We start from the raw sequence: 23,671 nt of genomic DNA, 5'->3' as shown, positions 1-23,671 counted from the left end.
TCGGCATCTCGGCTCCGGCGGGCTGGGGAGCCTCCTATCCTCGAGAGGATGTGCCAACCGGAGCGACCGCCGTTCGGATGACGGCGCACAGGAGGCCGTGATGAGTGGGAAAGATCGGCCCGAGGGCATCAGTCCGACAGCGGTGGAGGGCGCACCCGGTCTGTGGCGTGTCGATCTCCAGAGACACGATCTCAGCATCGAGGGCCGCGAGGTCATCCAGAGCCGGGTGGAGTTCACGCCGGACTCTCCGCCGTTCAAGCACTTCCATCCCGGCGAAGAGATCATCTGCGTGCTACAGGGATCGCTGGAGTACACGCTCGAAGGCCAGCCACCTGTGGTGTGCACCGTCGGTGACGCTCTCACCGTGCCGTACGGCGTCCACCATCAGGCCCGCAACGTCGGCGACGGTATCGCCGTCGAACTGGCCACCTACGTCGTCGAGAAGGGTAAGCCGCTTCTCACCAAGGTGGAGTGACCCGCCGGGCGTCGGGTCAGTGGCGCGGGCCGGCCGCGTCGGCGTGGTCGCGGCGACGGGCCGGGTCGAGGCGGGCGATCAGGTCGCCGAGGTGGTCGAGCAGGGCAGGGTCGGCCAGTACGCCGAGGTCGGCGAGGCTGGCCCGGATCAGCTCGTCGAGGCGGGCGTGTTCGCGAAGACCCCGGGCCGTCAGGTAGGCGCGGATGCGTCGGCGGTCCAGGGGGTCGATCCGCCGGAAGACGAGATTGCGGTCGACGAGCTGGTCGACCAGCTTGGTGAGGGTGCCCGGCGGGAGGGACGCCTCAACTGACACCTCGCTCATCGGGTGGCCCTGACCGTCGGCGAGCAGGCAGAGCACCCGCCACGCCTCGGTGGTCAGATCATCCTCGGCCAGGACGGCGCCCAGCCGGCGGGAGAGCAGCCGTTCGGCGCGGGTGAGCGAGCGCAGCAGGTCGGCTGGCGCCCCGGGCACGTCTGACATGGATCTCCCTGGGCCGGTGGCCCTGCCATGGTACCGAGTCGTCCCGGTCCGTGGTGAGCCCTGGTCTTCCGAGGTGGGCCGGGCAATCATGTGCTCATGTCCGCGCCGGCACCGCCGTGGCTCACCGTCGATCGGGCCGTGGTCAGCATCGCGCTGGTCTATCCGATGCGCGGGCCGGCGGGAATGTTCGGCCCGACCTGCGAACTCTGCGCCCAGCTCGCGGTCGAGGAGATCAACGCCTGTGGCGGTGTGCTGGGCCGCGAGGTGCGGCTGGTGCCGGTCGACGGCGGCGCCCCGCCGGCCGAGGTGGCCGCCGAGGTCGAGGCGCTGGTGTCGGTGGGCGCCGTGCAGGGCGTGACCGGTTGGCACATCTCGTCGGTGCGGCAGGCGCTGGCGCCCCGGGTCGCACACCGGGTGCCGTACGTCTACACCGCCCTGTACGAGGGCGGTGAGCGTACCGAGGGGGTGTTCCTGACCAGCGAGACGCCGGACGCCCAGCTGTGGCCGGCGATGCGGCTGCTCGCCGGGGAGCAGGGCGTACGCCGCTGGTTCGTGGTCGGCAACGACTACGTGTGGCCACGGCGCACCGCGCGGGCCGCCCAGCGGTACGCGGTGCGCGGCGGTGGACGGGTGGTGGGGCAGTCGTTCCTGCCGTTGGAGACGCACGACTTCGGCGACGTGCTGCGCCACATCGAGCGCAGCGAGGCCGACGCGGTGGTGATGCTGCTCGTCGGCGCCGACGCGGTGCGGTTCAACCGGGCCTTCGCCCGCGCCGGGATGGATCAGCGCTGCCTGCGACTGAGCACCCTCATGGACGAGAACATGTTGCTGGCCAGCGGTGCCGGGGCGACGCGGCGGCTCTACAGCACGGCGGGCTTCTTCGCCGGACTGGTGACGCAGGAGAATCTCGACTTCCACGGCGAGTTCGCCCGTCGGTTCGGGGTGGAGGCGCCGCCGCTGGGCAGCCTGGGGGAGTCCTGCTACGAGGGCGTGATGCTGCTCGCCGCGCTGATCGGGCAAGCCCGCACCCTCGACGTGCGGGCGATCGAGACGGCCGCCGACACCGTGGCGTACCACGGGCCGCGCGGTCGACTGCGGCTGCGGCGGCGACACGTGCGCCAGCGGATCTACCTCGCCGAGGCCGACGGGCTCGACTTCACGGTGCTCGCCCAGCTCTGACCGTCGGGTCCGGCCTTGACAGGCCCACCCGGCTCGACCCTAAGATGCTTCCTGCGTGAAGTATCTGGCCGAGGGCCGGATGCCGCGATTGTGTGTCCACCGTTGGCGCAATCTGTTCGCCGACCATTGTGGTGGCCATTATTCTTCGAATTCCTCATGGCCGGCGCCGTCTCCGACTGACGGCGTCGGCCATTGTGGTGTGCGCCTTCGACCGTGCGCGGGAAACAGTCAATTAAGGGCTGGGAAACACTCACGCAATCAAGTCGGTCGACGCTTTGCGTGCCCGTACCCGATGCGATGGCCACCGGCGACGTCCACCCGTCGACCTCGGCATCGCGCACTTGAGCTCCACCGGACCGCACCGACCGTCCATTCGTCACAAGAGTGCACCGCAGGGAGAATAGATGTCACTTCTTTGGAGCCGCCGCATCCTGGCGGGCGCCATGACCGTCGTCGCCGCCGCCGCGCTGAGCGCGTGCGGCAGCAAGACCAGTGACGAGGGCGGCGCGGCCGGCGTCACCGCCGACGTCTCCGGCGACACCGTCAAGGTGGGCCTGCTCAACTCGCTCTCCGGCACCATGGCGATCAGCGAGGTCACCGTCCGCGACTCCATCATGCTCGCCGTCGAGGAGATCAACGCGGCCGGCGGCGTGCTCGGCAAGAAGATCCAACCGGTTGGTGAGGACGGCGCCTCGGACTGGCCGACCTTCGCGGAGAAGGCCGAGAAGCTGATCTCCGAAGACCGCGTCGCCGCCGTCTTCGGTTGCTGGACGTCGGCGAGCCGCAAGGCGGTCAAGCCGGTGTTCGAGAAGAACAAGGCGCTGCTGTTCTATCCGGTGCAGTACGAGGGGCTGGAACAGTCGCCCTACATCTTCTACACCGGAGCGACGACCAACCAGCAGATCGTTCCCGGGCTCGACTACCTCAAGGCCCAGGGGGTGAAGTCGGTCTATCTGGTCGGCAGTGACTACGTCTTTCCCCGCACCGCCAACAAAATCATCAAGGCGTACGCGGCCGCCAACGGGATGACGGTGGCCGGCGAGGACTACGCACCGCTCGGGTCCACCGAATTCGGCACGATCGTCAACAAGGTCAAGTCCTCCGGCGCGGATGCCGTGTTCAACACCCTCAACGGCGACAGCAACGTGGCCTTCTTCAAGGAGTACAAGTCGGCCGGTCTGACCGCAGCGGCGATGCCTGTGGTGTCGGTGTCGATCGCCGAGGAGGAGGTCAAGGGCATCGGCACGCAATACCTTCAGGGCCAGCTGACCGCCTGGAACTACTACCAGACCACGCCCGGCGCGGCGAACAGCAAGTTCGTGGCCGCGTACAAGGCGAAGTACGGCGCGGACAAGCCGACGAGCGACCCGATGGAGGCCGCCTACGTCAGCGTCTACCTGTGGAAGGCGATGGTCACCAAGGCCGGCGCGTTCGACGTCGAGAAGGTCCGCACCGCCTCCGACGGGATCACCTTCGACGCGCCGGAGGGCCTGGTCACCGTCGACGGGAAGACCCAGCACATCGCCAAGACCGCCCGGATCGGCAAGATCGGCGCCGACGGTCTGATCACCGAGGTGTGGAACTCCGGCAAGCCTGTCGCGCCGGACCCGTTCCTCAAGACCTACCCATGGGCGAGCGGCCTGAGCTGACGACGCCGGCCCGGGCGGCCGTGTTGCCGCGCGGCCCGCCCGGGCCACCCGACCAGCAGTACGGAGTACCCACCGTGACAGTCCTTTTCGGTCAACTCTTCACCGGCATCAGCATCGGCGCGGTGCTGCTGCTCATCGCGCTCGGGCTGGCGCTGACCTTCGGGCAGATGAACGTCATCAACATGGCGCACGGCGAGTTCATCATGGCCGGCGCGTACACCACGTACGTCCTGCAGCAGAGCATCACCTCCGCCGGCCTGTCGCTGGTGGTCGCGCTGCCGGTGGCGTTCGTGGTCGCCGGCACGATGGGTGTGCTGCTGGAGATCCTGCTGATCCGCCGGCTCTACGCCCGCCCGTTGGACACCCTGCTGGTCACCTGGGGTGTGTCGCTGATGCTGCAACAGCTCGCCCGCGACGTCTTCGGCAGCCCGAACGTGCAGACCCGCGCGCCGGACCTGCTGACCGGCAACGTGGCGTTGCCCGGCGGGCTGACCATCGCCAACAACCGGCTGTTCATCCTGGCCCTGGCCCTGGCCGCCGTCGCGGCGCTCACCCTGGCGCTGCGGCTCACCCCGCTCGGGCGTCGGATCCGCGCGGTGGTGCAGAACCGCGACCTCGCCGCGGTGTCCGGCATTCCCACCGCTCGAATCGACCGGACGACGTTCTTCCTCGGCTCCGGCCTGGCCGGGCTCGCCGGGGTGGCGCTCACCCTGCTCGGCCCGATCGGCCCGACAATGGGCACCAACCTGATCATCGACGCCTTCCTGGTCGTCGTGGTCGGCGGGATCGGCCAGCTCAAGGGCAGCGTGATCGTCGCCTTCGCCCTCGGCGTGCTGCAGGCCACCGGGGAATACCTGACCACCCTCAGCGTCGCCAAGGTGATCGTGTTCGTGGCGATCGTCGCGTTCCTCCAGTGGCGACCACAGGGCCTGTTCACCCTGCGGACCAGGAGCCTCGCATGACCGCCGTGACACCCGCCCCACCGGACACCGCCGTGCGACAGGCGCCGGCCGGTGCCGTACCGCCGAACCCGCCGGGGGGTCGGTCGCGGCTGCGCGCGGTGGCGGGCTTCGCGTTCGGCGCGGCGTTGCTCTTCGCCGTGGCGCCGCTGGTCCTGTCGGACTTCCGGTTGGCCCTGCTGGCCAAGTACCTCTGCGTCGCCATGGTCGCGGTGGGCATCGGGATCGCCTGGGGCCGGGGCGGCATGCTCACCCTCGGCCAGGGCGTCTTCTTCGGCCTGGGCGGCTACGCGATGGCCATGCACCTCAAGCTCGCCGACGCGGGCCCGGGTGGGATGCCCGACTTCATGCAGCTGTACGGGCAGCTCGACGAACTGCCCCTGTGGTGGCGGCCGTTCGCCAGCCCGTGGTTCGCGCTGCCCGCCACGGTGCTGCTGCCGATGGCGGTCGCCTTCGGGCTCGGTTCGCTGGTGTTCCGCCGCCGCGTGCGGGGCGCGTACTTCGCCATCCTCAGTCAGGCCCTCGCCGCCGCCATGGTGATCCTCCTGATCGGGCAGCAGGGCACCACGGGCGGCACCAACGGGCTCACCGACATCCAGGGCTTCTTCGGCTACGACCTCGACGACCCGGTCAACCAGCGGATGGTCTACTTCATCATCGCCGCAGTCCTGCTGGCGTTGCTCGCGCTGGCCCGCCAGCTCATCCACAGCCGCTACGGCGAGCTGCTGGTGGCGGTCCGCGACGGCGAGGAGCGGGTCCGCTTCCTCGGCTACGACCCGGCGTCGGTCAAGCTCGTCGCGTACGTGGTCGCGGCCGGTATGGCGGGGCTGGCCGGGGCGCTGTTCGTGCCGGCGGTGGGCATCATCTCGCCCGCGCTGATCGGGATCGTCCCGTCGATCGAGTTCGTCATCGGGGTGGCGGTGGGTGGCCGGGCGACGCTGCTGGGCCCGGTGCTCGGCGCGGTGGCGGTGGCCTGGGCGCGTACCGCCCTGTCGGAGCGTTTCCCGGGGACCTGGACGTACCTGCAGGGTCTGCTCTTCGTGGTCGTGGTGGCGTTCCTTCCCGGCGGCCTGGCGTCGCTGTGGGCGCTGGCCCGCCATCGGGCCCCCGGGCCGGCGTCGGACCGGCGTGGATGGTCGCCGCTGGGCCGGCGACGCGGCGATCGAGCGGAGGTGCCGGCGGCATGAGCGGCGATCTGCTGGACGGCCTGTCCGTCCGTGACGTGCGGGTCAGCTTCGACGGCTTCACCGCAGTCGACGGCGTCTCGCTGGAGGTGCCGGCCGGCGACATCCGGTTCCTGATCGGGCCGAACGGCGCCGGCAAGACCACCCTCGTCGACGCGGTCACCGGCCTGGTGCGGGCCACCGGCTCGGTACGGTTCGGCGACCAGGAGCTGCTCGGCCGCCCGGTGCACCGGATCAGCCGGCTGGGCATCGGGCGGACGTTCCAGACGTCCACGGTGTTCGAGGAGCTGTCGGTCGTGCAGAACCTCGACATCGCGGCCGGCGCCCGGCGGAGCTGGGTGACGCTGGCGCGGCGCCGGCGGGGGATACCCGACGAGGTGGCCGCCGCGCTGGAGACCATCGGCCTGACCGGGCGGGCCGACCAGCTCGCCGGGACGCTCGCGCACGGTCAGAAGCAGTGGCTGGAGATCGGCATGCTGCTGGTGCAGGACGCGCGGCTGCTGCTGCTCGACGAGCCGGTCGCCGGGATGAGCCACGAGGAACGCGACGCCACCGGCGCGCTGCTGGAGACGGTGAGCCGGGACCGCACGGTGGTGGTGATCGAGCACGACATGGACTTCCTGCGCCGGTTCGCGCGCAGCGTCACGGTGCTGCACGCCGGCAAGGTGCTCAGCGAGGGCACTGTGGCGCAGGTCCAGGCGGATCCGCGTGTGCAGGAGGTCTACCTTGGCCACCCGGTCGACGCCGGGGCGGTTCCCAGCGGTCTGGAGGCATGATGCTGACCCTGCGCGGGGTGCACGCCGGATACGGGCGTTCGAGGGTGCTGCACGGGGTGGATCTCGCCGTCCCGCCCGACGGGGTGGCCGCCGTGCTCGGGCACAACGGCGCCGGCAAGAGCACCCTGCTGCGGGTCGCGGCGGGCCTGCTGCGCCCCAGCGCCGGCACGGTCGAGCTGGACGGCGAGGACGTCACCCGTCTCGCACCGCACGAGCGGGTGCAGCGTGGGATGGCGTACGTCCCGCAGGGCCAGCAGTGCTTCGGGCACCTGACGGCCGGGGAGAACCTGCGCCTGGTGGCCGACGGCCGGCGTGACGGCGCGGTGGCCACGGCGGAGGTGCTGGACCTGTTCCCGGCGCTGCGCCCGCTGCTGCGCCGACGGGCCGGGCTGCTCTCCGGCGGCCAGCGCCAGCAACTGGCCATCGCCCGCGCGCTGATCACCCGGCCCCGGCTGCTGATGCTCGACGAGCCGACCGAGGGCATCCAGCCGTCGGTGGTCGCGGAGATCCAGGAACGGATCGTCGAGCTGACCCGGCAGCCCGGCTTCAGCGTGCTGCTCGTGGAGCAGCACCTGGGTTTCGCGCTGCGGGTGGCGAACCGCTACCACGTGCTGGAGTCCGGCCGGGTCACCTCGGACGGCGACGGCGGTGTCACCGCGGAGCGGGAGGTCCGGGCGGCCCTGGCGGTCTGACCGCACCCCGTCGCCGGTCAGGTCGTCGGCGCGGGGCCCGTCGAGTCGCGGACGACCAGCAGATGGCCGGTGGCGCGGCGGCGGGGCCGCGCCGAGCGGGGCTTGAGGGCGAGGGTGAGCGCGGTGCGGCCCATCTCGGCCATCGGCAGTCGGATGGTGGTGAGGCTGGGCGCGAGGTCGGCGGCGACGGACACGTCGTCGAAGCCGACGACGGAGACCCGCGCGGGCACCGGCACGCGGCGCGACCGCAGCGTCGAGAGCACGCCGATCGCCATGGCGTCGTTCAGCGCGATGATCGCCGTGGTCTCCGGGTGCTCGTTGAGGATCTGCTCGGTGGCGGCGCGTCCACCACCGCGGGTGAAGTCCCCGTGTACGACAGTCAGGTCGTCGGGGCGCAGCCCGCGCTGCCGCAGCGCGGACGTGACGCCGGCGAGCCGGTCGGCGACAGTGGTGAGGCCGGCGCTGCCGGCGGCGACCGCGATGCGGCGGTGGCCGATGTCCATGAGGTGCGTGGCGAGCGCGTGGCCACCGGCCTCGTTGTCCGGCAGGACGGCGTCGACGCCGAGCGCGTGCCGGCCGATGGCGGCGACCCGACCGCCGTGGTCCTGGAACGCCGCCAGCTCGGCGCGGGCCTCGGTCTCGACCCGCGGGTCGTCGTACCCGGAGCCGCTGATCAGGATGATGCCGACCCGTTGGGCGATGAGGTGGCGCAGCTGTTGCAGCTCGTAGCCCGGGTCGCGGCCGGACTGGCAGATCTGCACCAGCAGCCCCTGCTCGGCGGCGAGTTGGATGACTCCGGCGGCGATCTCGGAGAAGTAGGGGTCGTCGACCTGGTGGACGATCAGCCCGACGGTGGAGCGGGCGCCGCCGGCCAGGGTGCGGGCGTACGGGTTGGCGACGTAGCCCAGCTCGTGGGCGACCCGCCGGATCCGGTCGGCCACCTCGGTGCTGACCCCCTCGCGGCCGGCGAGGGCCCGGGAGGCGGTGGCCAGCGAGACGCCCGCGCGTTCGGCCACCTCCACGAGGCGGGGCCGCTGGCCAGCCCTGGGCATCCGCAACTCCCCGGAAACATCCATGTCACCCGATCTATTGCCAGTGACGTTCGTCGAAGCCTAGGGTACGTAAGCGCTTACGTAAGCGCTTACGTAGCGGGCACCGGCGTGCCGCGAAACGAGGTGAACGATGTCCAGAGCCCGAATCGTCGCCGTCTCGCTCCTGGTGGTCGGCGTGCTGACCGGCGCGGGCGTACCGCCGGCCCAGGCGGACCGGAGCACCGCCCGCGACGTCCATCCGGCCTTGCGGGCGCACCTGGTCGCCGCGTACGACTTCGACCACCCGGTGCCGGGCGACCCGGCCCTGGAGCGTGACCAGGGCCGCTCGGGCACCGAGATCGAGCTGATCAACGGCGGCGCGGCGATGCGGGTGCCCGATCGCGCCTACCGGGGCAGCGGCAACGCGGTGCAGACCCGGCAGGTCGACCCGGCGACCACCGGCAACGACGACTGGAAGGCCGGGACGTGGTCGGCCAGCGGGGTGCGGACGTTGCGCGCCTTCAGCGCCACCGGCGGCACCACCATCATGGGCTGGTTCAAGCTGAACATGGACAGCCCGGCGCTCAACTCCACCACCGCCGACCCGGACGACAGGTACAACGCGATAGGGCTGGCCGGCCTGCTCACCGGCGACTCCGACGGGCACGGCGTCCGGGCTCTGCTGGAGCTGATCGACGTCGACGGCGAACTGCGCCTCGTCGCGCTCGGCCGCCGCCTCGACGGCGGCAACTCGCAGACGTTCGCCGCGCGGCCGGACTGGCGGGACCTGCTGCCGGTGGGGGAGTGGGTGCACCTCGCGGCCACCTTCGACTTCGGCACCGGCGCGCTGGCCCTCTACCGCAACGGCGAACCCGTCGACGGTTTCTACACCCGCGCCGACGACCCGTGGCTCGTGTCGGGGCCCGGCCTGCACGTGACCACCGCCTCCGACCCGCGGGGCATCAAGATCGGCGGGAGCTTCCCGCAGGACACGCTCGAACGCAACCCCTGCGACTGCCGCATGGACGGCCTGCTGTTCCTCGACAGCGTGGTCTCCGCGCGCGACGTGCGCAGGCAGTACCACCACCTGGCCCGCTGACCACCCTCGGCACCGTCCCACCGAGAAGGAGACACGCGTGCGCACCCTCCACCGCCGACCCACCCTGAGGGCCGGCCTCACCGCCCTCGTGGTGGTGCTGTCCACACTGGTCGCGGCCCCCGCCCGAGCCGCCGACGCGGTCTACGACCCGATCCCCGAGATGCCGACCCAGTCCCGCCTCGGGCTGGTCCTGAGCGAGTACGCGCGCTTCCCGCAGTCGTACCCGACCCCCGCGCCGACGGACCAGCGGCTCATGCGGACCGCCCGGATCAACACGATCATGGAGTTGCCCGACGGCTCCGGCCGGCGCGCGGTGCCCGACCTGAACGGCAACCTCTACCTGGTCGAGAACGGCGTGCCGCACGTCTACCTCGACATGGCGGCCACCTTCGCACCCCAGTTCTTCTCCGGCCGGGGGCTCGGTCAGGGCTTCGGGTACGTCGCCTTCCACCCCGAGTTCGGCGTCAACGGCCGGTTCTACACCATCCACACCGAGCTGGCCTCGGCGACGACCACGCCACCGGACCACGCCCAGGCCGGCACGATCTACCACGGTGTCATCACCGAGTGGACGGCCACCGACCCGGCCGCCGACACCTTCGCCGGCACCCGCCGGGAGGTGCTCCGCATCGGCTTCGGCGGGCAGGTGCACGGCATCCAGGAGATCAACTTCAACCCGACCGCGAAGCGCCACGACCGCGACTACGGCCTGCTGTACCTCGCCGTCGGCGACGGCGGCCTGGGCGTACGCACCACCGACCCGCAGAACCTGGGCCTGCCGCACGGCAAGCTGCTGCGCATCGACCCGCGCGGCACCAACTCGGCCAACGGCCGGTACGGCATTCCCGCCGACAACCCGTTCGTCGGGCAGGCCGGCGCGCTCGGCGAGATCTACGCCGTGGGCTTTCGCGACCCGCACCGGTTCAGCTGGGACCGGGCGACCGGCCGGATGTACCTCGGGCACATCGGTGAGCACGCCATCGAGGCGATCTACGAGGTCCGCGCCGGCGACAACTTCGGCTGGAGCGAGCGCGAGGGCTCCTTCGTCTTCGACAAGGCGGCCACCAACCCCTGCGACCGGCTGTTCCCGCTGCCCGCCGACGACGAGCGCTACGGCTACACGTACCCCGTCGCCGCGTACGACCACGACCCCGCCGCGGACTGGAACTGCACCGCGGACGTCGGCGTCGCGGTGGCCGGCGGGTTCGTCTACCGGGGACGCGCGGTGCCCGCGCTGCGCGGCAAGTACGTCTTCGGCGACCTGGTCGACGGCCGGGTGCTCTACACCGAGGCGAACGAGATGCGCCGCGGTCACGGCCTCGCGCCGATCCACCAGCTCGCGCTCTTCGACGCCGCGGGTGGCCCGGTGCGGATGCGGGACCTCTCCGCGCCGGGCGCCCCCGGCGACCCCAACCGGGTCGACCTGCGCTTCGGCACCGACGCCGCCGGCGAGCTGTACCTCGTCGCCAAGGCCAACGGCACGATCTGGAAGGTGACCGGCATGAGGGAGTTCGCCAGCGGCGACGTCGGCGACACCACGCTGCGCCGCACCGCGGGCGCCGCGAACTGGGCGCCGGTGACGCCCGCGAAGTGGCAGTTCACCCGCGACCAGGTCATCCTCGCCGAGGCCGGGGAGAGCCGGCCGGGCCCGCGCCGGCCATTCGAGTACGCCGTGCTGACCGCCGGCCCGGCGTGGTCGTCGGTGCAGATCGACGCCCGGGTACGACTCGACACACCTGTGGAGATCAGCAACCGCGACGTGATCATCGTCTTCGGCTGGCGCTCGGACACGGAGTTCTACTACGCCCACCTCTCCACCGACAACACGATCTATCCGCACAACGGCATCTTCAAGGTCAACAACGCCGACCGGGAGCGCATCGACCACCAGTGGAACGGCCGCTCCCGTGGCGCCAACCCGGCGATCACCGACGCCGAGTGGCACCGCGTACGCGTCGTGCACCTGCCGGCCACCGGCGAGATCGCCGTCTACGTCGACGGGCACCGCGACCCGCTGCTCACCGCGAAGGACACCACCTTCGGCTCGGGGCGGGTGGGCTTCGGCTCGTTCGACAACGTCGGCCGGCTGCGCAACCTCACCGTCACCGGCACACCGGCCTGAGACCCGCCGGGGACGGCGGTCACCCTGCCGCCGTCCCCCTCGGGCGCGCAACCCGCCCGGAGGGCACCGTCGCGTTCGTAGAATCCGTGCCATGGCGCAGATCGTCGAGTTGCTGGCCTCGCCCGTGCACCGCTTCCTGGGCCGGCCCTCCGACGGCCCGGCGCCGGCCCCTCCCGGCGAACTGGTCGACACCGTCGCGCTCCGCGCCGGCCTCGGCATCGTCGGCGACCGCTACTTCGGCAAGCCCGCGCACCGCGACGCCAGCGTGACAGTGATCGCCCAGGAGTCCCTGCCGGCCGGCATCGGCCTCGCGCAGGTGCGACGCAACATCCTCACCGCCGGCATCGCCGTGGACGAGCTGATCGGCCGGGTCCTGATCCTGGATTCCGGCGACGGCCCGGTCAGCCTGCGGGTGAACCGGGCCGCCCGCCCGTGCGCCTGGATGGACGTCACTGTCGGTCCGGGCGCCTGGAAGGCGCTGCGCACCACGGGCGGCATCCGCTGCACCCCGCTCAACGACGGTCTGCTGCGCGTCGGCCCGATCGACGCCACCGTGAGCTGAAGCGAAACGGATTCGACGACCTGCCCCGGAACCGGCATGGTGTGCACCGGACGTCGGCGGGGGGCCGACGCGGCCCTCGGGGAGGCGACGGTGGAGCACGTGTTGACTGACGAGCAGGTCGACGACCGGACGATCCTGCAGGTGGTCGTCGGCTCCCGTGCGTTCGGCCTGTCCACCGCCTCGTCGGACACGGACCGACGCGGGGTGTACGCCCTTCCCGCCTCCGCGTTCTGGGGCCTGCGCAAGCCGGCGTGGCACCACGACGGCCCGCTCCCGGAGCAGGTGCGCTGGGAGGTCGAGCGGGTCTGCGTCCTCGCTCTGGCGGCGAACCCGACAGTCCTGGAGGTGCTGCACTCACCGCTGGTCGAGACGTGCACGCCGCTGGGCGCGGAACTGCGGGCGCTCACGCCGGCGTTCCTGTCCCGACGGGTGGCCGACACCTACCTGCGGTACGCCGCCGCCCAGTTCGGCAAGGCCGAGCGGGGAATCAGCCGCTCCGGCGCTCCGATCTGGCGGCACGTGATGCACCTGATCCGGCTGCTGACCGCCGGCGGCCACCTGGTCCGTACCGGACGGTTGGTGCTGGACGTCGGCGCCGACCGGGACCACCTGCTGGCGGTCAAGGCCGGCGCGGTCGCCTGGGACGACGTGGTCGCCTGGCGGGACCACCTGGTCGCCCGCATGACGGCGGACCTGGTCACCAGTCCGTTGCCCGAGCGGCCCGACGAGGCAAGGGTCGAACAGTGGCTGATCTCCGTGCGCGACCGGTCCCCGCGGTGGTCGGCGTGAGCGCCTGGGAGGGCGCCGGACTGCCGACCGGCGTCGACCTGGCGGCCATCGTGGCCGAACAGCCGTACCCGCTGGTCTTCGCCACCGTCTCCGGTGCCCACCTGTACGGCTTCCCGTCCAGGGACTCCGACGTCGACCTGCGCGGCGCGCACCTGCTGCCGGTCGAGGAGATGATCGGGCTCGTCGAGCCGTCGGAGACGCGAACGGTGATGGCCGACCGCGACGGGGTGGAACTGGACCTGGTCACGCACGACCTGCGCAAGTTCGTGCGGCTGATGCTGCGTCGCAACGGCTACGTGCTCGAACAGCTGCTGTCCCCGCTGGTCGTGCACACCACGGCCGCGCACGCCGCGCTTGTCGAGCTGGCCCCGCTGACGGTCACCCGGCACCACGCTCACCACTACCGTGGCTTCGCGGCGAGCCAGCGGCGGCTCTTCGACACCACGGGCGAGCTGAAGCCCCTGCTGTACACCTTCCGGTCCCTGCTCACCGGCGTTCACCTGCTGCGGACCGGCCGGATGCAGGCCCACCTGCCGACCCTGCTCGACGCCGAGCCCGCGCCGGCGTACGTTGCCGACCTGATCGCCGCGAAGCGTGCCGCCGAGCACGGCGCACTGGACGACCTCGTCGCGCGTACGAGAATCGACAGTGACCTGGCCGAGTTGGCCGCCCGGCTGGACCAGGCGCAGCAGGACAGCCCGCTGCCCGATCAACCGGCCGGGTCGGCCGAACTCCACGAGCTCGTGGTCGCGGCCCGGCTGCCGTCCGCTCGGGTCGGCCCGGCACGCCGGCCGGCCGGGAGGTAGGGCGGGTCAGACCGGGCTGATGTGTGCGGCGAGGATGCGCCAGCCGTGCGGGTCGTCGTGGATCCAGGTCCGGGTGTAGCGCAGGCGCGCGGCGAACGGCTCACCGTTGAACACCCCGGCGACCCGGCCCAGGAAGAACGTCACGCCGGTCCGCCCGACGACGAGCAGGTCCAGTTCCTCCTCGACCAGCTCCTCGATGATCGAGGTCCGGTCCCGGTGCGCCGCCAGGTCCTCGGCCTTGCCGTGCTGGCGGCCGTCGGGGCCGATCGCGATGAGCTGGTCGACCAGCAACTGATCGAGGGCCGCGACGTCACCGGCCCGCTGCGCGGCCTGCAGGGTGCGTTCGGCGTCGAGCAGCTCCGCCTCGCGTGCGCTGTCCGGCATGGCCGTCCTCCTGGTCTCCGTCGTCCGACGTCACCGTCCGGACTGACCGCATTGTGGCAGCCGGCACGCCTCGACGTGGGCGCATCGGCGGCGCGTCTCGTCCCACCGTGGCCTCCATCTGGTCCGAGCGCCACCTCGATGCGCCGGCCGTGTGCCGTACGCCTGTCGGTGACTAGGCTTCGTGCCATGGCGGACCACGGTGGTCCCGGTGCGTACGCCGCCGAAGCGACGCGGCCGGTCGAGGCGGTCGTCCGGGAGATCCTCGCGGTCGTCCCGGCCGGGTGCACGTGGCTGGTGCCCGTGCCCGACGATCACCGGGCGGCCGCCGACTTCCGGATCGCGGCCACCAGCGGCCAGAGCCACGACATCTACGGGCGGGGCGTCGACCGGGTGGGCGCCCGGCTCAGCGAGCTGTACCCCAGCATGGTCGGCGGCCCTCTCTGGCAGCTCTACCAGCAGGTCCTCGCCACCGGTTCGTCCGGTCGCCTGGCCGACTTCCGGTACGTGGAGAAGCGCACCGGCGTCGTCGCCGACTCGCTGTTCGACATCCACGTGCACCGCGTCCTCGGCGGTCTGCTGGTGTCCTGGCAGCGTCTCGACGAGGACCGCCGGCGCATGGACCACACCGAGCTGCTGGGCAGCCTCGGCTGGGCGGAGTACGACCTGGCCAGCGGGGTCAGCCAGTGGTCACCCGGGATGTACCGCATCTTCGAGCGCGATCCGGCGCTCGGCCCGCTGTCGCGCACCGAGCAGGCAGCCGCCCTGCTCCCCGACGACTACATGCTCAGCGAGACGGCGTGGCAGACGCTGGACAGCGGCGCGTCCTCGGACGTGACGGTCCGGTTCCAGACGGCGGGCGCGGTGCGGTATCTGCGCATCCTGTCCGACGTCTCCCGCGACGCGGACGGCGCACCGCTGAAGATCCACGCCGTGGTGCAGGACGTGACCGCCCGGGTGGACTCCCGGACCGCCATCGAGCGACTCAGCGACCAGTTGCGGACGCGGGAGATGACAGCCCTCGCTGAGCACCGGCTGGCCGGGCAGTTGCAGAACCTCATCCAGCCGGTGCCCCGCGACCCGTTTCCGCTGGCCGGCCTGGAGGCGGTGGTCAACTACCTGCCGGCCGAGAGCACCGCGCGGGTCGGCGGGGACTGGTACCACGCGCAGTCCCTGCCGGACGGAAAGGTGGTGCTCGCCGTCGGCGACGTCGCCGGTCACGGATTGGACGCGGCGAGCGGAATGGCGCACCTGCGCTTCGCCCTGGTCGCCTGGCTCTCGATCGGCATCCGGGACCCGTCGGTGCTGCTGGGGCACCTCAACCAGCTCTGCGGGCAGCTCTCGATCACCGCAACCGCAGTGGTCGCGGTGTACGACCCGGCCACCCGGGTGCTCTGCTGGGGCCGCGCCGGGCACATGGTGCCGCTGCTGTCCCGCGCCGGCGCGACCGCCCCGCTCGACCGCCCCCCGGGTCTGCTGCTGGGCGCCGGCGACGACGACGCGTACCCGGTGCTCGCCCCGCGCCTGAACCCCGGCGACGTCGTGCTGTTCTACACCGACGGCCTGGTCGAGAGACGCGCGCCCGAGCAGGACCTGCTGCCGCAGGTGCGCGAAACCCTCTCGGCGCTCACCGCGACGCCGGGGGAGCAGCCCCTCGCCCGCCTGCGTGACCTGCTCAACCATCCCAGCCCGGACGACGACACGTGCACCCTGGCCGTGCGCGTGCTGCCGTGAGCCGCCGCGCTCAGAGCGCCAGTCGGATCCGGACCACGGTGCCCTCACTGGCGGTCAGCACGGCCACCTCGTCACAGATCTGCTCGACGATGGCCAGCCCGCGACCCCGTACCGCGTCGGCGGCCGGCATGGCCCGGCCGAACGCCCGCGCCGGGCCCCGATCGACGACGTCGCAGAACAACTGGTCACCCTCGGCCCAGAGCCGGACCCGGCCACCGTGGGAGGTGTGCTGCAGCGTGTTCGTGGCCAGCTCGCTGACCGCCAGCGCCAGCAGCTCCACCCGCTCGGCCGGCAGGCCCCGGGCGATCGCGCCGGCGCAGACGAACGCGCGCAGCGCCCGCAGGTCGTTCGCCACCTCGTACGTCATGGTGTCGGTGCGCCGGGCGGGCGAGGGCTGCTCGGCCACGGCACGGGTCTCTCGCCGGTCGGCCGCCATCAGCCCGCCAGCCGCGAGTCGTCGGCGGGCGGGCGCAGCAGGTTGCCGATGCCGGTGATGTCGAGGACGGCCGCTACCGGGCCGGCGGCGTTCACGGCGTACAGATGCCGGCCGCTCGCGCGTGCCTCCTGATGGGCGGTCACCAGGCCGTGCAGGCCGGTGGAGTCGAGGAACCGCAGCCCGCCGACGTCGACCACCACCACCGGCGCGGCGCGCACCGCCGCGGACAGCACGCCCGTCAGCTCAGCCTGGGCGGCCAGGTCACACTCACCGGTCAGCGTGACCACGATTCGCCCGGGTGCCGTGGACGTGCGGGCCTCGAAGTGCGCCATCAGACAGCAGCACCCTTCCTCGTAGCGTCAGCTGTTGTCGGCACATCATGTCATCCGCCGGCCGACTGACCACGTCGTCCGTTCGGCGGGTGATCACGAAAACCCGTTCCGGTCCGCTCCGGGGCCCGACGACGGGACGCGGAACGTCCGGCGCGGGTCGCCGATTCGCCCTTGCAGGGGGTCAGGGCGTCGCGTCGAACGCGACGGACTCGCTCAACTCGCGCCACCGCGCGTCGGACGCGGCGAGCGCCTCGGCGACCGTCGAGGCGGCCGCCACGGCGTCGGCGCCGAGGAGCAACCGGGCGGGCGGGTCGTCGACGCGGGTGATCCGGATGATCGCCTGGGCGGCCCGGGTGGGGTCGCCGGGCTGGTTCCCGCTGGTGCGACGCATCCGCTCCACGACCGGCTCGATGACCGGCCGGTACGGCTCGCTGACCGGCAACATGCTCATCGAGGCGCCTGCCCAGTCGGTGCGCAGCGCGCCCGGCTCGACCGTGGTGATCCGGATCCCGAACGACGCGACCTCCGTGGCGAGCACCGCCGAGAAGCCGGCGACCGCCCACTTGGCGGACTGGTAGGCGCCCAGCCCGGTGCTGGCCACCCGGTCGCCGACACTGGAGATCTGCACGATGTGCCCGCGCCCCTGCCCCCGCAGCACCGGCAGGGCGGCGCGGGTCAGGTTGACCACCCCGAAGAAGTTGGCCTCGATCTGCGCCCGGAATGCCTCCTCGGACACGTCCTCGATCGCGGCCACGTCGGCGTACCCGGCGTTGTTGACCAGGACGTCCAGGCCTCCGAACGCGTCCACCGCGCCCTGTACGGCCGTCCGGGCGGCGGCGGGATCGGTGACGTCGAGCGCGAGCGCCCGGACCTGGTCGCCGTACCGGTCGGTGAGGTCGGCGAGCTGCGCCGGGTTGCGGGCGGTGGCGACGAGCCGGTCGCCGTCGGCCAGCACAGCTTCGGCGAGCGCCCGGCCGAGCCCTCGCGAGCAACCGGTGACGAGCCAGACTCGTGCCACGACGTCTCCTCCTGACGGGCGACCCGCGTGGTCGCTACGGGCGGATGTCCAGGGCACCGATCAGGCCGTCGCGCAGGGTGAACCGGTACCGCAGCTCGATCGGGCTGCCCGGAAAGTCGCCCGACACCCGTGTGCTGACCAGGTACGAGTCGCCCGCCTGGGGCGTCACCCGCAACGGTTCGGCAGTGTACGAGGAGGCCGCCGCCGTCCGCTGTGCCCAGGAGCGGATCGACGGTCGGCCGTCGTACAGCCGGTCCTCGTCGGCCACGCTCGCGGTGTCCGCGAAGCAGGCGACGAGGGCGTCGAGGTCGTTGTCGCCGACGGCTCGGAAGTACCTGTCGATCACGTCGGGCAGGTCGACAGCCATCTGCTCCTCCTGCGGCACGGGCCGCCCTCGGGCGGCTGGCGTGAACCCGGTCCGACCCCACCGTACGAGACGGGGCTGACCGGGCGCGGAGCAACCGACAGAACCGACCTCGGCGCGCGGGGCGCCGGCGGCGGGATCCGCCACCGGCGCCCCGCGGCGCGGGTCAGGGCTTGCGGCCGACGGCGCAGTAGCCGTCCAGGGGTGCCGGGGTGCCGTCGTGCTCGGGCCGCCAGTGGGTGAACGGCACCAGACCGGGCTCGACCAGCTCCAGGCCGTCGAAGAACCGGGCGATCCGCTGCGGACTGCGCAGGTGGTACGGCAGCGCGCCGCTCTCGTTGTACTGGCGGTGCGACTCGACGACGGCCTCGCTGGTGTCGGTGCCGTCGGAGAGCGCCAGGTAGCTGCCGGACGGCACCGCGTCGAGCAGGGCGCGGATGATGGTGACCGCCTCGTCGTCGTCGCCGACGTGGCCCATCACCCCGAACAGCAGGACGGCGACGGGTTCGGTGAAGTCGAGGTGCTCGGCGGCCTGCCGGAGCACCGCCTCCGGCTCGCGCAGGTCGGCGTGGATGTAGCGGGTCAGCCCGTCCGGGCTGCCGACCAGCAGCGCCCGCGCGTGGGCCAGCACCATCGGGTCGTTGTCGACGTAGACGACCCGGCTCCGCGGGTTGACCCGCTGGGCCACCTGGTGGGTGTTGTCGGCGGTCGGCAGACCGGTGCCGACGTCGAGGAACTGGCGGATCCCCGCCTCACCGGCGAGGAAGCGCACCGCGCGGGACAGGAACGCCCGTGACTCGCGGGCGGTCTCGATCATCGCGGGGAACAGCTCGCGTACCTGCTCGCCGGCCAGCCGGTCGATCTCGAAGTTGTCCTTGCCGCCCAACCAGTAGTTCCAGATCCGGGCCGAGTGCGGCACGCTGGTGTCGATCTTGGGCTGGTCGGCGGCCGGCAGGGGGGCGGTTTCCGCCATGGGGCGCGTCCTTCCGCTCGGGGGTGGGCAAGACACGAAGGACAACCATGTTCGCACAGCCCTTCGATGCGCAAAGCGGACGCCCACGCCCTCGGGTTTGCCGCCGGTCGGCCCGGGTAGCCACGCGTCTCGGCAACGGAAAGGGCGGGACCATGGCCGATCTGGGGTTCGTCGACAAGGTCGCGGCACGGGCGGGCATCCCGCCCGCGCAGGCACGCCCGCTGACCGAGGCCGTGCTGCAAACGCTGACCGAGCGCCTCAGCGGCGGCGAGGCCGCCGCGCTCGCTCCGCACCTGGCCGCCGAGTTGAGCCCACTGCTGGTCAAGGCCGCCGAGCCACCGGAAGCGTTCGGGTACGACGAGTTCCTGCGCCGCGTGGCCGACCGCGCCGGGACGGACCGGCCCGGAGCCGAACGGGGCGTACGGGCGGTTCTGCAGACCATGCACCGGGTGGTCGGGCACCGCGAGTTCACCGACGCCCTGTCCCAACTCCCGGCGGACCTGCGCGCACTGGCCCAACCCCTGCCGCACGGCCCCTGACCGACGCCGTGTCCGGCCTGGCCGTCCAACTGTCGGCGCACAGCGCGGTCTGACCGGCCGGCGGCCAGACCGCGCCCCGGGCGTCAGCCCGCGGTGACCACCCACTTCTGGTGCGCGCCACCGGCGTACGTGCCGATCTGGATCTGGGTGCCGTCGGCGCTGGCGCCCCCGGCGGCCTGCAACACCTTGCCCGACTGCGGGTTGCGGATCGACCCGTCGGACTGCGGCTGCCACACCTGCGAGCCGGTGCCGTTGCAGGTCCACAACTGCACCTTGGTGCCGTCGGCGGTGCCGGCGTTGTCCACGTCGAGACACTTGCCCAGCGCCCGGTACGTGTCACCGGACCGGCTCCACGACTGCGCGCCGGTGCCGTTGCAGGTCCACAACTGCACCTTCGTGCCGTCCGCGGTGCCGGCGTTGTCCACGTCCAGGCACTTGCCGCCGATGCCGGTGATGCTGCCCGCGCCGCTGGCGGCGCTGCCGTACACCTCCAGCTCGTAGATGCGCGCGGCGGTGTCGCTGGTGCTGGTCGGCGCGGTGACGGCCAGCCGGACGTAGCGGGCGCCGGGCGCGGTGACGTCGTGCGTCGTGGTGCTCGCCGTGTTGCCGGTCACCGTGGCCCGGGTGGTCCAGTTCGTGCCGTCGGGACTGGACGCGATGGTGAAGTCCCGGGTGTTCCAGGCGGCGTCCTCACCACCGGCGCCGGCGTGCTTCACCACCACCCGGTTCACCGCGTAGCTGCCGCCCAGGTCCACCTGGAGGTACTTCGACGTGCCCTTGGAACACCACTTGTCGCCGTTGCCGCCGGTGACGCTGCCGTTGACGGCCTTGGCCGGCCCCTCGGTCGTCGAGCAGGAGCTGTCCGCGGTGGCCGGCTTGTTGAGCGCCAGGTTGGTCCCGCCACCGGGCGGGGTGACGCCCGGGATGGCGTTGAGCGTGTACCACGCCTCGGTGCTCCACAGCGACTGCCCGCTGGTGGAGGTGAACGGGCGGGGTGAGCGCAGGTACACCACCCGGCCGGCCTTGCGGCCGTCGACGGTCAGGGTGACCTTCCGGCCGTCCGCCGAGAGGGTGGCCCCACTGACTGTCAACGTCTCCTCGTCGATCTTCGGGCCGCCGTAGTTGGATGTCGCCTCGTACCGCCACTGCTTGACCTTGTAGTGGGCGGCCAGGTTGGCGGCGGTCTCCGCCGAGACCGGCTGGGTGTACTCCACCTCGAAACCGGCGGTGGTGGCCCGCATGGCCAGCATCTCGAAGGTGCTGGCGCTGTTCGGGGTGAGCTTCTGCAACCCGTACGTCAGCTTGCCGGTCTGCCCCCAGTTGCCGCCCGCGCCGAGCCCGCCGACGTAGATCGCGCCGTCCGGGCCGAGGTTGACCTCGGAGACGCCCGCCTCCAGGCCCTGGGTGAGCCGGAATAGCGCGCCCTGGTACTCGCCGTTGACCTTCTCCACCGAGGCGCGCTGGAGGCCGCCGTAGGTGACGTCGCCGATGACGAACTGCCCGGCGTACCGCCCGGTGGTGAGGTAGAGCGGCGTGCTGGGGGAGTTGGCGATCTCGTTCTGCGGCATCCAGAGCACCGGCGGGGTGACCGGGTTGGCGTCGAACGGGCCCGCCGGGGTCATGTAGTGGTTGAAGAAGCGCCCCTGCTTGATGTGCACCAGCTTCGACGACGGCAGCCAGCCACCCTGGTTGTCGGTGACGAAGATGCCGCCCTCCGGACCCCAGCCGATGCCGTGCGGCGTCCGCAGACCGCCGGCGATGTAGCTGACCGCGCCGGTGTCCTTGTTGACCCTGATGGTGGTGCCCCGGTTGGCGGCGGGCTGCGGCACCGTTGTCGCGCCGCCGTAGTCGATCGACACCGACAGGTTCACGTAGAACGAGCCGTCCTGGTAGAGCAGACCGAACGCGAACTCGTGGAACTTGCCGCCGTACGGCCAGGTGGCGACGGTGTCCAGGCGGTCGGCCACCTCGTCTCCGGTGGTGTCCACGAGCCGGGTCAGCCGCTGCTTCTCCGACACGTAGACCACGCCGTCGACGACCTTGAGCCCCATCGGCTCCTTGAGCCCGCCGGCGATCTTCTTGGTGGTGACCGACCCGGGGCCGGTCGCGCCGCCGGTGTTGCCCATGATGTACACCTCGCCGTCCTGGGAGGTGCCGGACTGGTCGCTGCCACCCCAGGTGCTGATGACGAGCCGGCCGTCGGCCAGCCAGTCCATCCCGGTGACCTTCGGCTGGAAGCCCGAGGGCCGCAGGTTCGTGAGCGTGTAGCCGGGGTGCACGCCGGTCAGCGGCAGCCCGTCGCCGGGGGAGTCGGTGACCCCCTCGCACTCCTTGCGCCCCGGTGCGGTGACCCGCACGACTCCGGCGTCGGTGCTCAGCGCCGAGGTGGGCACGACCACGAAGGACGACGAGCCGGGCGTCCGCCACTCCAGGGTGATCTGCTGGCCGCCGGTGCGCTCGAAGTGGTCGATGCGCAGGGGGTGCAGCCCGGCCGCGAGGGTGACCGCGCCCTCCTTGGGCGGGGTGGCGCCGTGCAGCCCGTCATGGTTGATCACGACGGTGTTGTCGATCGTCAGCTTGGAACCGTCGTCGCTGCTGAGCCGGAAGGTGTAGCTCCCGGCCTGGGTGATGGTGATGTTGCCGAGCACCTGCGAGACGAAGTTGTCGTCGAAGCCGAAGTCGGCCGGCGACGTCCAGTTGATCGTGGACATCAGCTTGTCCACGTTCGGGGTCTGCGCGGGCTTGAGAGTGCAGATCTCGGAGAGCGGCACCTGGACGTCATAGACGCGCAGAGTGACGCCCGGTTCCTGCTCGGGGGCGGCGTCGGCCGGGTCGGCCCAGAAGCCGACGGCGAGGACGAGCGCGAGCGCGCCCAGGACGGGACTGCGGAATCGGCGCAGCAGCGGTGTGCCCATCGTTCCTCCACAGAGGGTAGGAGTGACCGACGGCCGGTGTGCAGCGATGTGAGGCGGTGGCCGCCGGCCCGGTCCGTAACGTCCTCGACGCCGACGAGTGACGATCCGGAAACACCGGGTTGATGGGTCGAGACATTAAGGGCTTTCGATCTGACTGTCCATGCCTTTGCATCGATACATCAAAAGTTCCCGATGTCCGTGCGAAAGGTCGCGGTGCTTGTCCCCGAATGCCCGGAGATGCCCGTCCGGGTCAGCGGCGGCCGCGACGAGCCGGCCGGCGGTCCGTTCCACCGCGCGGACGCGACGCCGCACCCCGTGGACGCGGCGCTGCGCCGCGCGGACGGGCGGTGCCGCCGGACGCGCGTTGCGCCGGCCGGCGACGGGCTGCCACGACGATGATCGTGCCGACGACCACGACGACGGCGGCGGGCACCACCCAGGGCGGAAGACCTCCCGCCGGTGGGGACGCCGGCGGCGCGGCCGCGGGGGTGGCGTCCGCCGGGAGTGTCGCCGCCGGCACGGCGGAGGCCGAGGGGGTGCCCTCGGCCTGGGCGAGGAGGGCGGGCTCGGGGCCGTTCGTCGGTGCCGTCCAGCCGGCCGGGGCGGGCGTGCTCGGGCCCTGGTAGTCGAAGGTGACGGTGCCCCGCACCGCTTCGCCGTCCGACGCGACAGTGAGATAGCTGGCGGTGTAGCGGCCCTTCGCCGGCCAGTGCGCGACGGTAACCATCGCGGGAAAGCCGGTGTGGTACAGCCGCGGCTCGAAGACCCCGTTGACCATGAAGTACTCCTGGACCGGCTTGTCCAGCCGCTTCGGCTCGCCGTGCGACCAGCCGCTGTCCACCCGTGACCCGTTCGGCCCGGTGAGGGTGAAGTGCGCGTTGGCGGCCGGCTTCTCGGTGAAGTACAACCCGATCTGGGCCAGGGGCTTACGGACGACGGTGCCGGTCAGCGGCGTGGAGGTCGCCAACTGCCCGTGCGCCGACGCCGGGGCGGCGGGCAGCGCCAGGGACACCACCAGCAGCGCCGCCAGCACCGCGACGGTACGGCACACAACGTGACAGACAGTGACCAGCCTCGATCGCATTCGTTCATCATGGTCATTTCCCCACCGCCGAACAAGACGTAGAGTTCACCCTCCGACGATCAGCTCGACACCCCGTCCCCCCGCGTCGTTC

At 71.9% G+C, this 23,671-nt stretch carries 24 protein-coding genes; 14 read left to right on the top strand and 10 right to left on the bottom strand.

What is annotated here, in order from left to right:
* Window positions 1-100 precede the first annotated feature (100 nt).
* A complete protein-coding gene (locus ACLQ27_RS04195) occupies window positions 101-475 on the top strand; it encodes a cupin domain-containing protein (RefSeq protein WP_425865649.1) in 375 nt (124 codons plus the stop codon).
* A 16-nt stretch (window positions 476-491) separates the two neighbouring features.
* On the opposite strand, the gene ACLQ27_RS04190 is transcribed toward ACLQ27_RS04195, so the two are convergent.
* Window positions 492-956 carry a MarR family winged helix-turn-helix transcriptional regulator gene (locus ACLQ27_RS04190; protein WP_357492215.1) on the bottom strand — a complete coding sequence of 155 codons (465 nt, stop codon included), beginning with the start codon at window positions 954-956 and terminating at the stop codon, window positions 492-494.
* A 96-nt stretch (window positions 957-1,052) separates the two neighbouring features.
* On the opposite strand from ACLQ27_RS04190, the gene ACLQ27_RS04185 reads away from it, so the two are divergent.
* The 6 genes from ACLQ27_RS04185 to urtE all read left to right on the top strand — a co-directional run bounded on the left by ACLQ27_RS04185 (window position 1,053) and on the right by urtE (window position 7,395).
* On the top strand, window positions 1,053-2,135 hold the full coding sequence (locus ACLQ27_RS04185; RefSeq protein WP_357492213.1) for a substrate-binding domain-containing protein: 1,083 nt from the start codon (window positions 1,053-1,055) through the stop codon (window positions 2,133-2,135).
* 404 nt (window positions 2,136-2,539) lie between these two features.
* The gene (gene urtA / locus ACLQ27_RS04180; RefSeq protein WP_425865646.1) at window positions 2,540-3,784 is read left to right on the top strand and encodes an urea ABC transporter substrate-binding protein; all 1,245 of its coding nucleotides are present in this window, start codon (window positions 2,540-2,542) and stop codon (window positions 3,782-3,784) included.
* Window positions 3,763-4,746, top strand: coding sequence for an urea ABC transporter permease subunit UrtB (gene urtB, locus ACLQ27_RS04175; protein ID WP_357492209.1), 984 nt, complete (start codon window positions 3,763-3,765; stop codon window positions 4,744-4,746). The genes urtA and urtB overlap by 22 nt, the downstream gene beginning before the upstream one ends.
* Complete coding sequence (gene urtC / locus ACLQ27_RS04170) at window positions 4,743-5,930, top strand: urea ABC transporter permease subunit UrtC (protein WP_357492207.1); 1,188 nt, start codon at window positions 4,743-4,745, stop codon at window positions 5,928-5,930. The genes urtB and urtC overlap by 4 nt, the downstream gene beginning before the upstream one ends.
* Window positions 5,927-6,703, top strand: a complete 777-nt coding sequence (gene urtD, locus ACLQ27_RS04165) for an urea ABC transporter ATP-binding protein UrtD (protein WP_357573990.1) — start codon at window positions 5,927-5,929, stop codon at window positions 6,701-6,703. Before urtC ends, urtD begins: the two co-directional genes overlap by 4 nt.
* Window positions 6,703-7,395: an urea ABC transporter ATP-binding subunit UrtE gene (gene urtE / locus ACLQ27_RS04160; RefSeq protein ID WP_234586780.1), complete on the top strand. Its 693-nt coding sequence runs from the start codon at window positions 6,703-6,705 to the stop codon at window positions 7,393-7,395. The genes urtD and urtE overlap by 1 nt, the downstream gene beginning before the upstream one ends.
* Before the next feature lie 17 nt (window positions 7,396-7,412).
* On the opposite strand, the gene ACLQ27_RS04155 is transcribed toward urtE, so the two are convergent.
* Window positions 7,413-8,447 carry a LacI family DNA-binding transcriptional regulator gene (locus tag ACLQ27_RS04155; RefSeq protein WP_425865644.1) on the bottom strand — a complete coding sequence of 345 codons (1,035 nt, stop codon included), beginning with the start codon at window positions 8,445-8,447 and terminating at the stop codon, window positions 7,413-7,415.
* Between the two features lie 130 nt (window positions 8,448-8,577).
* Here ACLQ27_RS04155 and ACLQ27_RS04150 point away from each other — a divergent pair, with 130 nt between their 5' ends.
* The 5 genes from ACLQ27_RS04150 to ACLQ27_RS04130 all read left to right on the top strand — a co-directional run bounded on the left by ACLQ27_RS04150 (window position 8,578) and on the right by ACLQ27_RS04130 (window position 13,804).
* Complete coding sequence (locus ACLQ27_RS04150) at window positions 8,578-9,525, top strand: LamG-like jellyroll fold domain-containing protein (protein WP_357492201.1); 948 nt, start codon at window positions 8,578-8,580, stop codon at window positions 9,523-9,525.
* Between the two features lie 37 nt (window positions 9,526-9,562).
* On the top strand, window positions 9,563-11,647 hold the full coding sequence (locus ACLQ27_RS04145) for a PQQ-dependent sugar dehydrogenase (RefSeq protein WP_425865642.1): 2,085 nt from the start codon (window positions 9,563-9,565) through the stop codon (window positions 11,645-11,647).
* A gap of 91 nt (window positions 11,648-11,738) precedes the next feature.
* The gene (locus ACLQ27_RS04140; RefSeq protein ID WP_357492197.1) at window positions 11,739-12,209 is read left to right on the top strand and encodes a molybdenum cofactor biosysynthesis protein; all 471 of its coding nucleotides are present in this window, start codon (window positions 11,739-11,741) and stop codon (window positions 12,207-12,209) included.
* A 90-nt stretch (window positions 12,210-12,299) separates the two neighbouring features.
* On the top strand, window positions 12,300-12,998 hold the full coding sequence (locus tag ACLQ27_RS04135; protein WP_425865640.1) for a nucleotidyltransferase domain-containing protein: 699 nt from the start codon (window positions 12,300-12,302) through the stop codon (window positions 12,996-12,998).
* 20 nt (window positions 12,999-13,018) lie between these two features.
* Window positions 13,019-13,804, top strand: a complete 786-nt coding sequence (locus ACLQ27_RS04130; protein WP_425865939.1) for a nucleotidyltransferase domain-containing protein — start codon at window positions 13,019-13,021, stop codon at window positions 13,802-13,804.
* Window positions 13,805-13,810: 6 nt separating this feature from the next.
* Here ACLQ27_RS04130 and ACLQ27_RS04125 read toward each other — a convergent pair whose 3' ends face one another.
* On the bottom strand, window positions 13,811-14,188 hold the full coding sequence (locus tag ACLQ27_RS04125) for a nuclear transport factor 2 family protein (RefSeq protein ID WP_357492195.1): 378 nt from the start codon (window positions 14,186-14,188) through the stop codon (window positions 13,811-13,813).
* Between the two features lie 186 nt (window positions 14,189-14,374).
* Here ACLQ27_RS04125 and ACLQ27_RS04120 point away from each other — a divergent pair, with 186 nt between their 5' ends.
* Window positions 14,375-15,919 carry a PP2C family protein-serine/threonine phosphatase gene (locus ACLQ27_RS04120; RefSeq protein WP_357492193.1) on the top strand — a complete coding sequence of 515 codons (1,545 nt, stop codon included), beginning with the start codon at window positions 14,375-14,377 and terminating at the stop codon, window positions 15,917-15,919.
* A 10-nt stretch (window positions 15,920-15,929) separates the two neighbouring features.
* On the opposite strand, the gene ACLQ27_RS04115 is transcribed toward ACLQ27_RS04120, so the two are convergent.
* From ACLQ27_RS04115 to ACLQ27_RS04095, 5 genes are all read right to left on the bottom strand, one after another.
* A complete protein-coding gene (locus ACLQ27_RS04115; protein WP_357492191.1) occupies window positions 15,930-16,325 on the bottom strand; it encodes an ATP-binding protein in 396 nt (131 codons plus the stop codon).
* 29 nt (window positions 16,326-16,354) lie between these two features.
* Window positions 16,355-16,687, bottom strand: a complete 333-nt coding sequence (locus ACLQ27_RS04110; RefSeq protein WP_357492189.1) for an STAS domain-containing protein — start codon at window positions 16,685-16,687, stop codon at window positions 16,355-16,357.
* Between the two features lie 181 nt (window positions 16,688-16,868).
* Window positions 16,869-17,705, bottom strand: coding sequence for an oxidoreductase (locus tag ACLQ27_RS04105; protein ID WP_425865638.1), 837 nt, complete (start codon window positions 17,703-17,705; stop codon window positions 16,869-16,871).
* Window positions 17,706-17,739: 34 nt separating this feature from the next.
* Window positions 17,740-18,072 (bottom strand): nuclear transport factor 2 family protein, encoded by a 333-nt coding sequence (locus tag ACLQ27_RS04100; protein ID WP_234586754.1) that lies wholly within the window; start codon window positions 18,070-18,072, stop codon window positions 17,740-17,742.
* Window positions 18,073-18,235: 163 nt separating this feature from the next.
* A complete protein-coding gene (locus ACLQ27_RS04095; protein ID WP_425865636.1) occupies window positions 18,236-19,042 on the bottom strand; it encodes an SAM-dependent methyltransferase in 807 nt (268 codons plus the stop codon).
* Window positions 19,043-19,194: 152 nt separating this feature from the next.
* Between ACLQ27_RS04095 and ACLQ27_RS04090 the strand changes: the two genes are divergently transcribed.
* On the top strand, window positions 19,195-19,581 hold the full coding sequence (locus ACLQ27_RS04090) for a DUF2267 domain-containing protein (protein ID WP_357573984.1): 387 nt from the start codon (window positions 19,195-19,197) through the stop codon (window positions 19,579-19,581).
* Window positions 19,582-19,664: 83 nt separating this feature from the next.
* On the opposite strand, the gene ACLQ27_RS04085 is transcribed toward ACLQ27_RS04090, so the two are convergent.
* Together ACLQ27_RS04085 and ACLQ27_RS04080 are read right to left on the bottom strand one after the other, a co-directional pair.
* Window positions 19,665-22,496: a ricin-type beta-trefoil lectin domain protein gene (locus ACLQ27_RS04085; RefSeq protein ID WP_425865635.1), complete on the bottom strand. Its 2,832-nt coding sequence runs from the start codon at window positions 22,494-22,496 to the stop codon at window positions 19,665-19,667.
* A 250-nt stretch (window positions 22,497-22,746) separates the two neighbouring features.
* A complete protein-coding gene (locus ACLQ27_RS04080) occupies window positions 22,747-23,580 on the bottom strand; it encodes a copper resistance protein CopC (RefSeq protein ID WP_357492179.1) in 834 nt (277 codons plus the stop codon).
* Window positions 23,581-23,671: the final 91 nt, after the last annotated feature.

The sequence above is a fragment of the Micromonospora sp. DT63 genome, from assembly GCF_049841615.1.
Lineage (GTDB): Bacteria > Actinomycetota > Actinomycetes > Mycobacteriales > Micromonosporaceae > Micromonospora.
This window is presented reverse-complemented; position numbering and strand designations above follow the sequence as displayed.

What these genes read in the sequence shown, in the direction of transcription:
- ACLQ27_RS04195 (WP_425865649.1), top strand. Translation starts at nt 101, where the DNA reads ATGAGTGGGAAAGATCGGCCCGAGGGCATCAGTCCGACAGCGGTGGAG.
- ACLQ27_RS04190 (WP_357492215.1), bottom strand. Translation starts at nt 956, where the DNA reads ATGTCAGACGTGCCCGGGGCGCCAGCCGACCTGCTGCGCTCGCTCACC.
- ACLQ27_RS04185 (WP_357492213.1), top strand. Translation starts at nt 1,053, where the DNA reads ATGTCCGCGCCGGCACCGCCGTGGCTCACCGTCGATCGGGCCGTGGTC.
- urtA (WP_425865646.1), top strand. Translation starts at nt 2,540, where the DNA reads ATGTCACTTCTTTGGAGCCGCCGCATCCTGGCGGGCGCCATGACCGTC.
- urtB (WP_357492209.1), top strand. Translation starts at nt 3,763, where the DNA reads ATGGGCGAGCGGCCTGAGCTGACGACGCCGGCCCGGGCGGCCGTGTTG.
- urtC (WP_357492207.1), top strand. Translation starts at nt 4,743, where the DNA reads ATGACCGCCGTGACACCCGCCCCACCGGACACCGCCGTGCGACAGGCG.
- urtD (WP_357573990.1), top strand. Translation starts at nt 5,927, where the DNA reads ATGAGCGGCGATCTGCTGGACGGCCTGTCCGTCCGTGACGTGCGGGTC.
- urtE (WP_234586780.1), top strand. Translation starts at nt 6,703, where the DNA reads ATGCTGACCCTGCGCGGGGTGCACGCCGGATACGGGCGTTCGAGGGTG.
- ACLQ27_RS04155 (WP_425865644.1), bottom strand. Translation starts at nt 8,447, where the DNA reads ATGCCCAGGGCTGGCCAGCGGCCCCGCCTCGTGGAGGTGGCCGAACGC.
- ACLQ27_RS04150 (WP_357492201.1), top strand. Translation starts at nt 8,578, where the DNA reads ATGTCCAGAGCCCGAATCGTCGCCGTCTCGCTCCTGGTGGTCGGCGTG.
- ACLQ27_RS04140 (WP_357492197.1), top strand. Translation starts at nt 11,739, where the DNA reads ATGGCGCAGATCGTCGAGTTGCTGGCCTCGCCCGTGCACCGCTTCCTG.
- ACLQ27_RS04125 (WP_357492195.1), bottom strand. Translation starts at nt 14,188, where the DNA reads ATGCCGGACAGCGCACGCGAGGCGGAGCTGCTCGACGCCGAACGCACC.
- ACLQ27_RS04120 (WP_357492193.1), top strand. Translation starts at nt 14,375, where the DNA reads ATGGCGGACCACGGTGGTCCCGGTGCGTACGCCGCCGAAGCGACGCGG.
- ACLQ27_RS04110 (WP_357492189.1), bottom strand. Translation starts at nt 16,687, where the DNA reads ATGGCGCACTTCGAGGCCCGCACGTCCACGGCACCCGGGCGAATCGTG.
- ACLQ27_RS04100 (WP_234586754.1), bottom strand. Translation starts at nt 18,072, where the DNA reads ATGGCTGTCGACCTGCCCGACGTGATCGACAGGTACTTCCGAGCCGTC.
- ACLQ27_RS04095 (WP_425865636.1), bottom strand. Translation starts at nt 19,042, where the DNA reads ATGGCGGAAACCGCCCCCCTGCCGGCCGCCGACCAGCCCAAGATCGAC.
- ACLQ27_RS04090 (WP_357573984.1), top strand. Translation starts at nt 19,195, where the DNA reads ATGGCCGATCTGGGGTTCGTCGACAAGGTCGCGGCACGGGCGGGCATC.
- ACLQ27_RS04085 (WP_425865635.1), bottom strand. Translation starts at nt 22,496, where the DNA reads ATGGGCACACCGCTGCTGCGCCGATTCCGCAGTCCCGTCCTGGGCGCG.
- ACLQ27_RS04080 (WP_357492179.1), bottom strand. Translation starts at nt 23,580, where the DNA reads ATGCGATCGAGGCTGGTCACTGTCTGTCACGTTGTGTGCCGTACCGTC.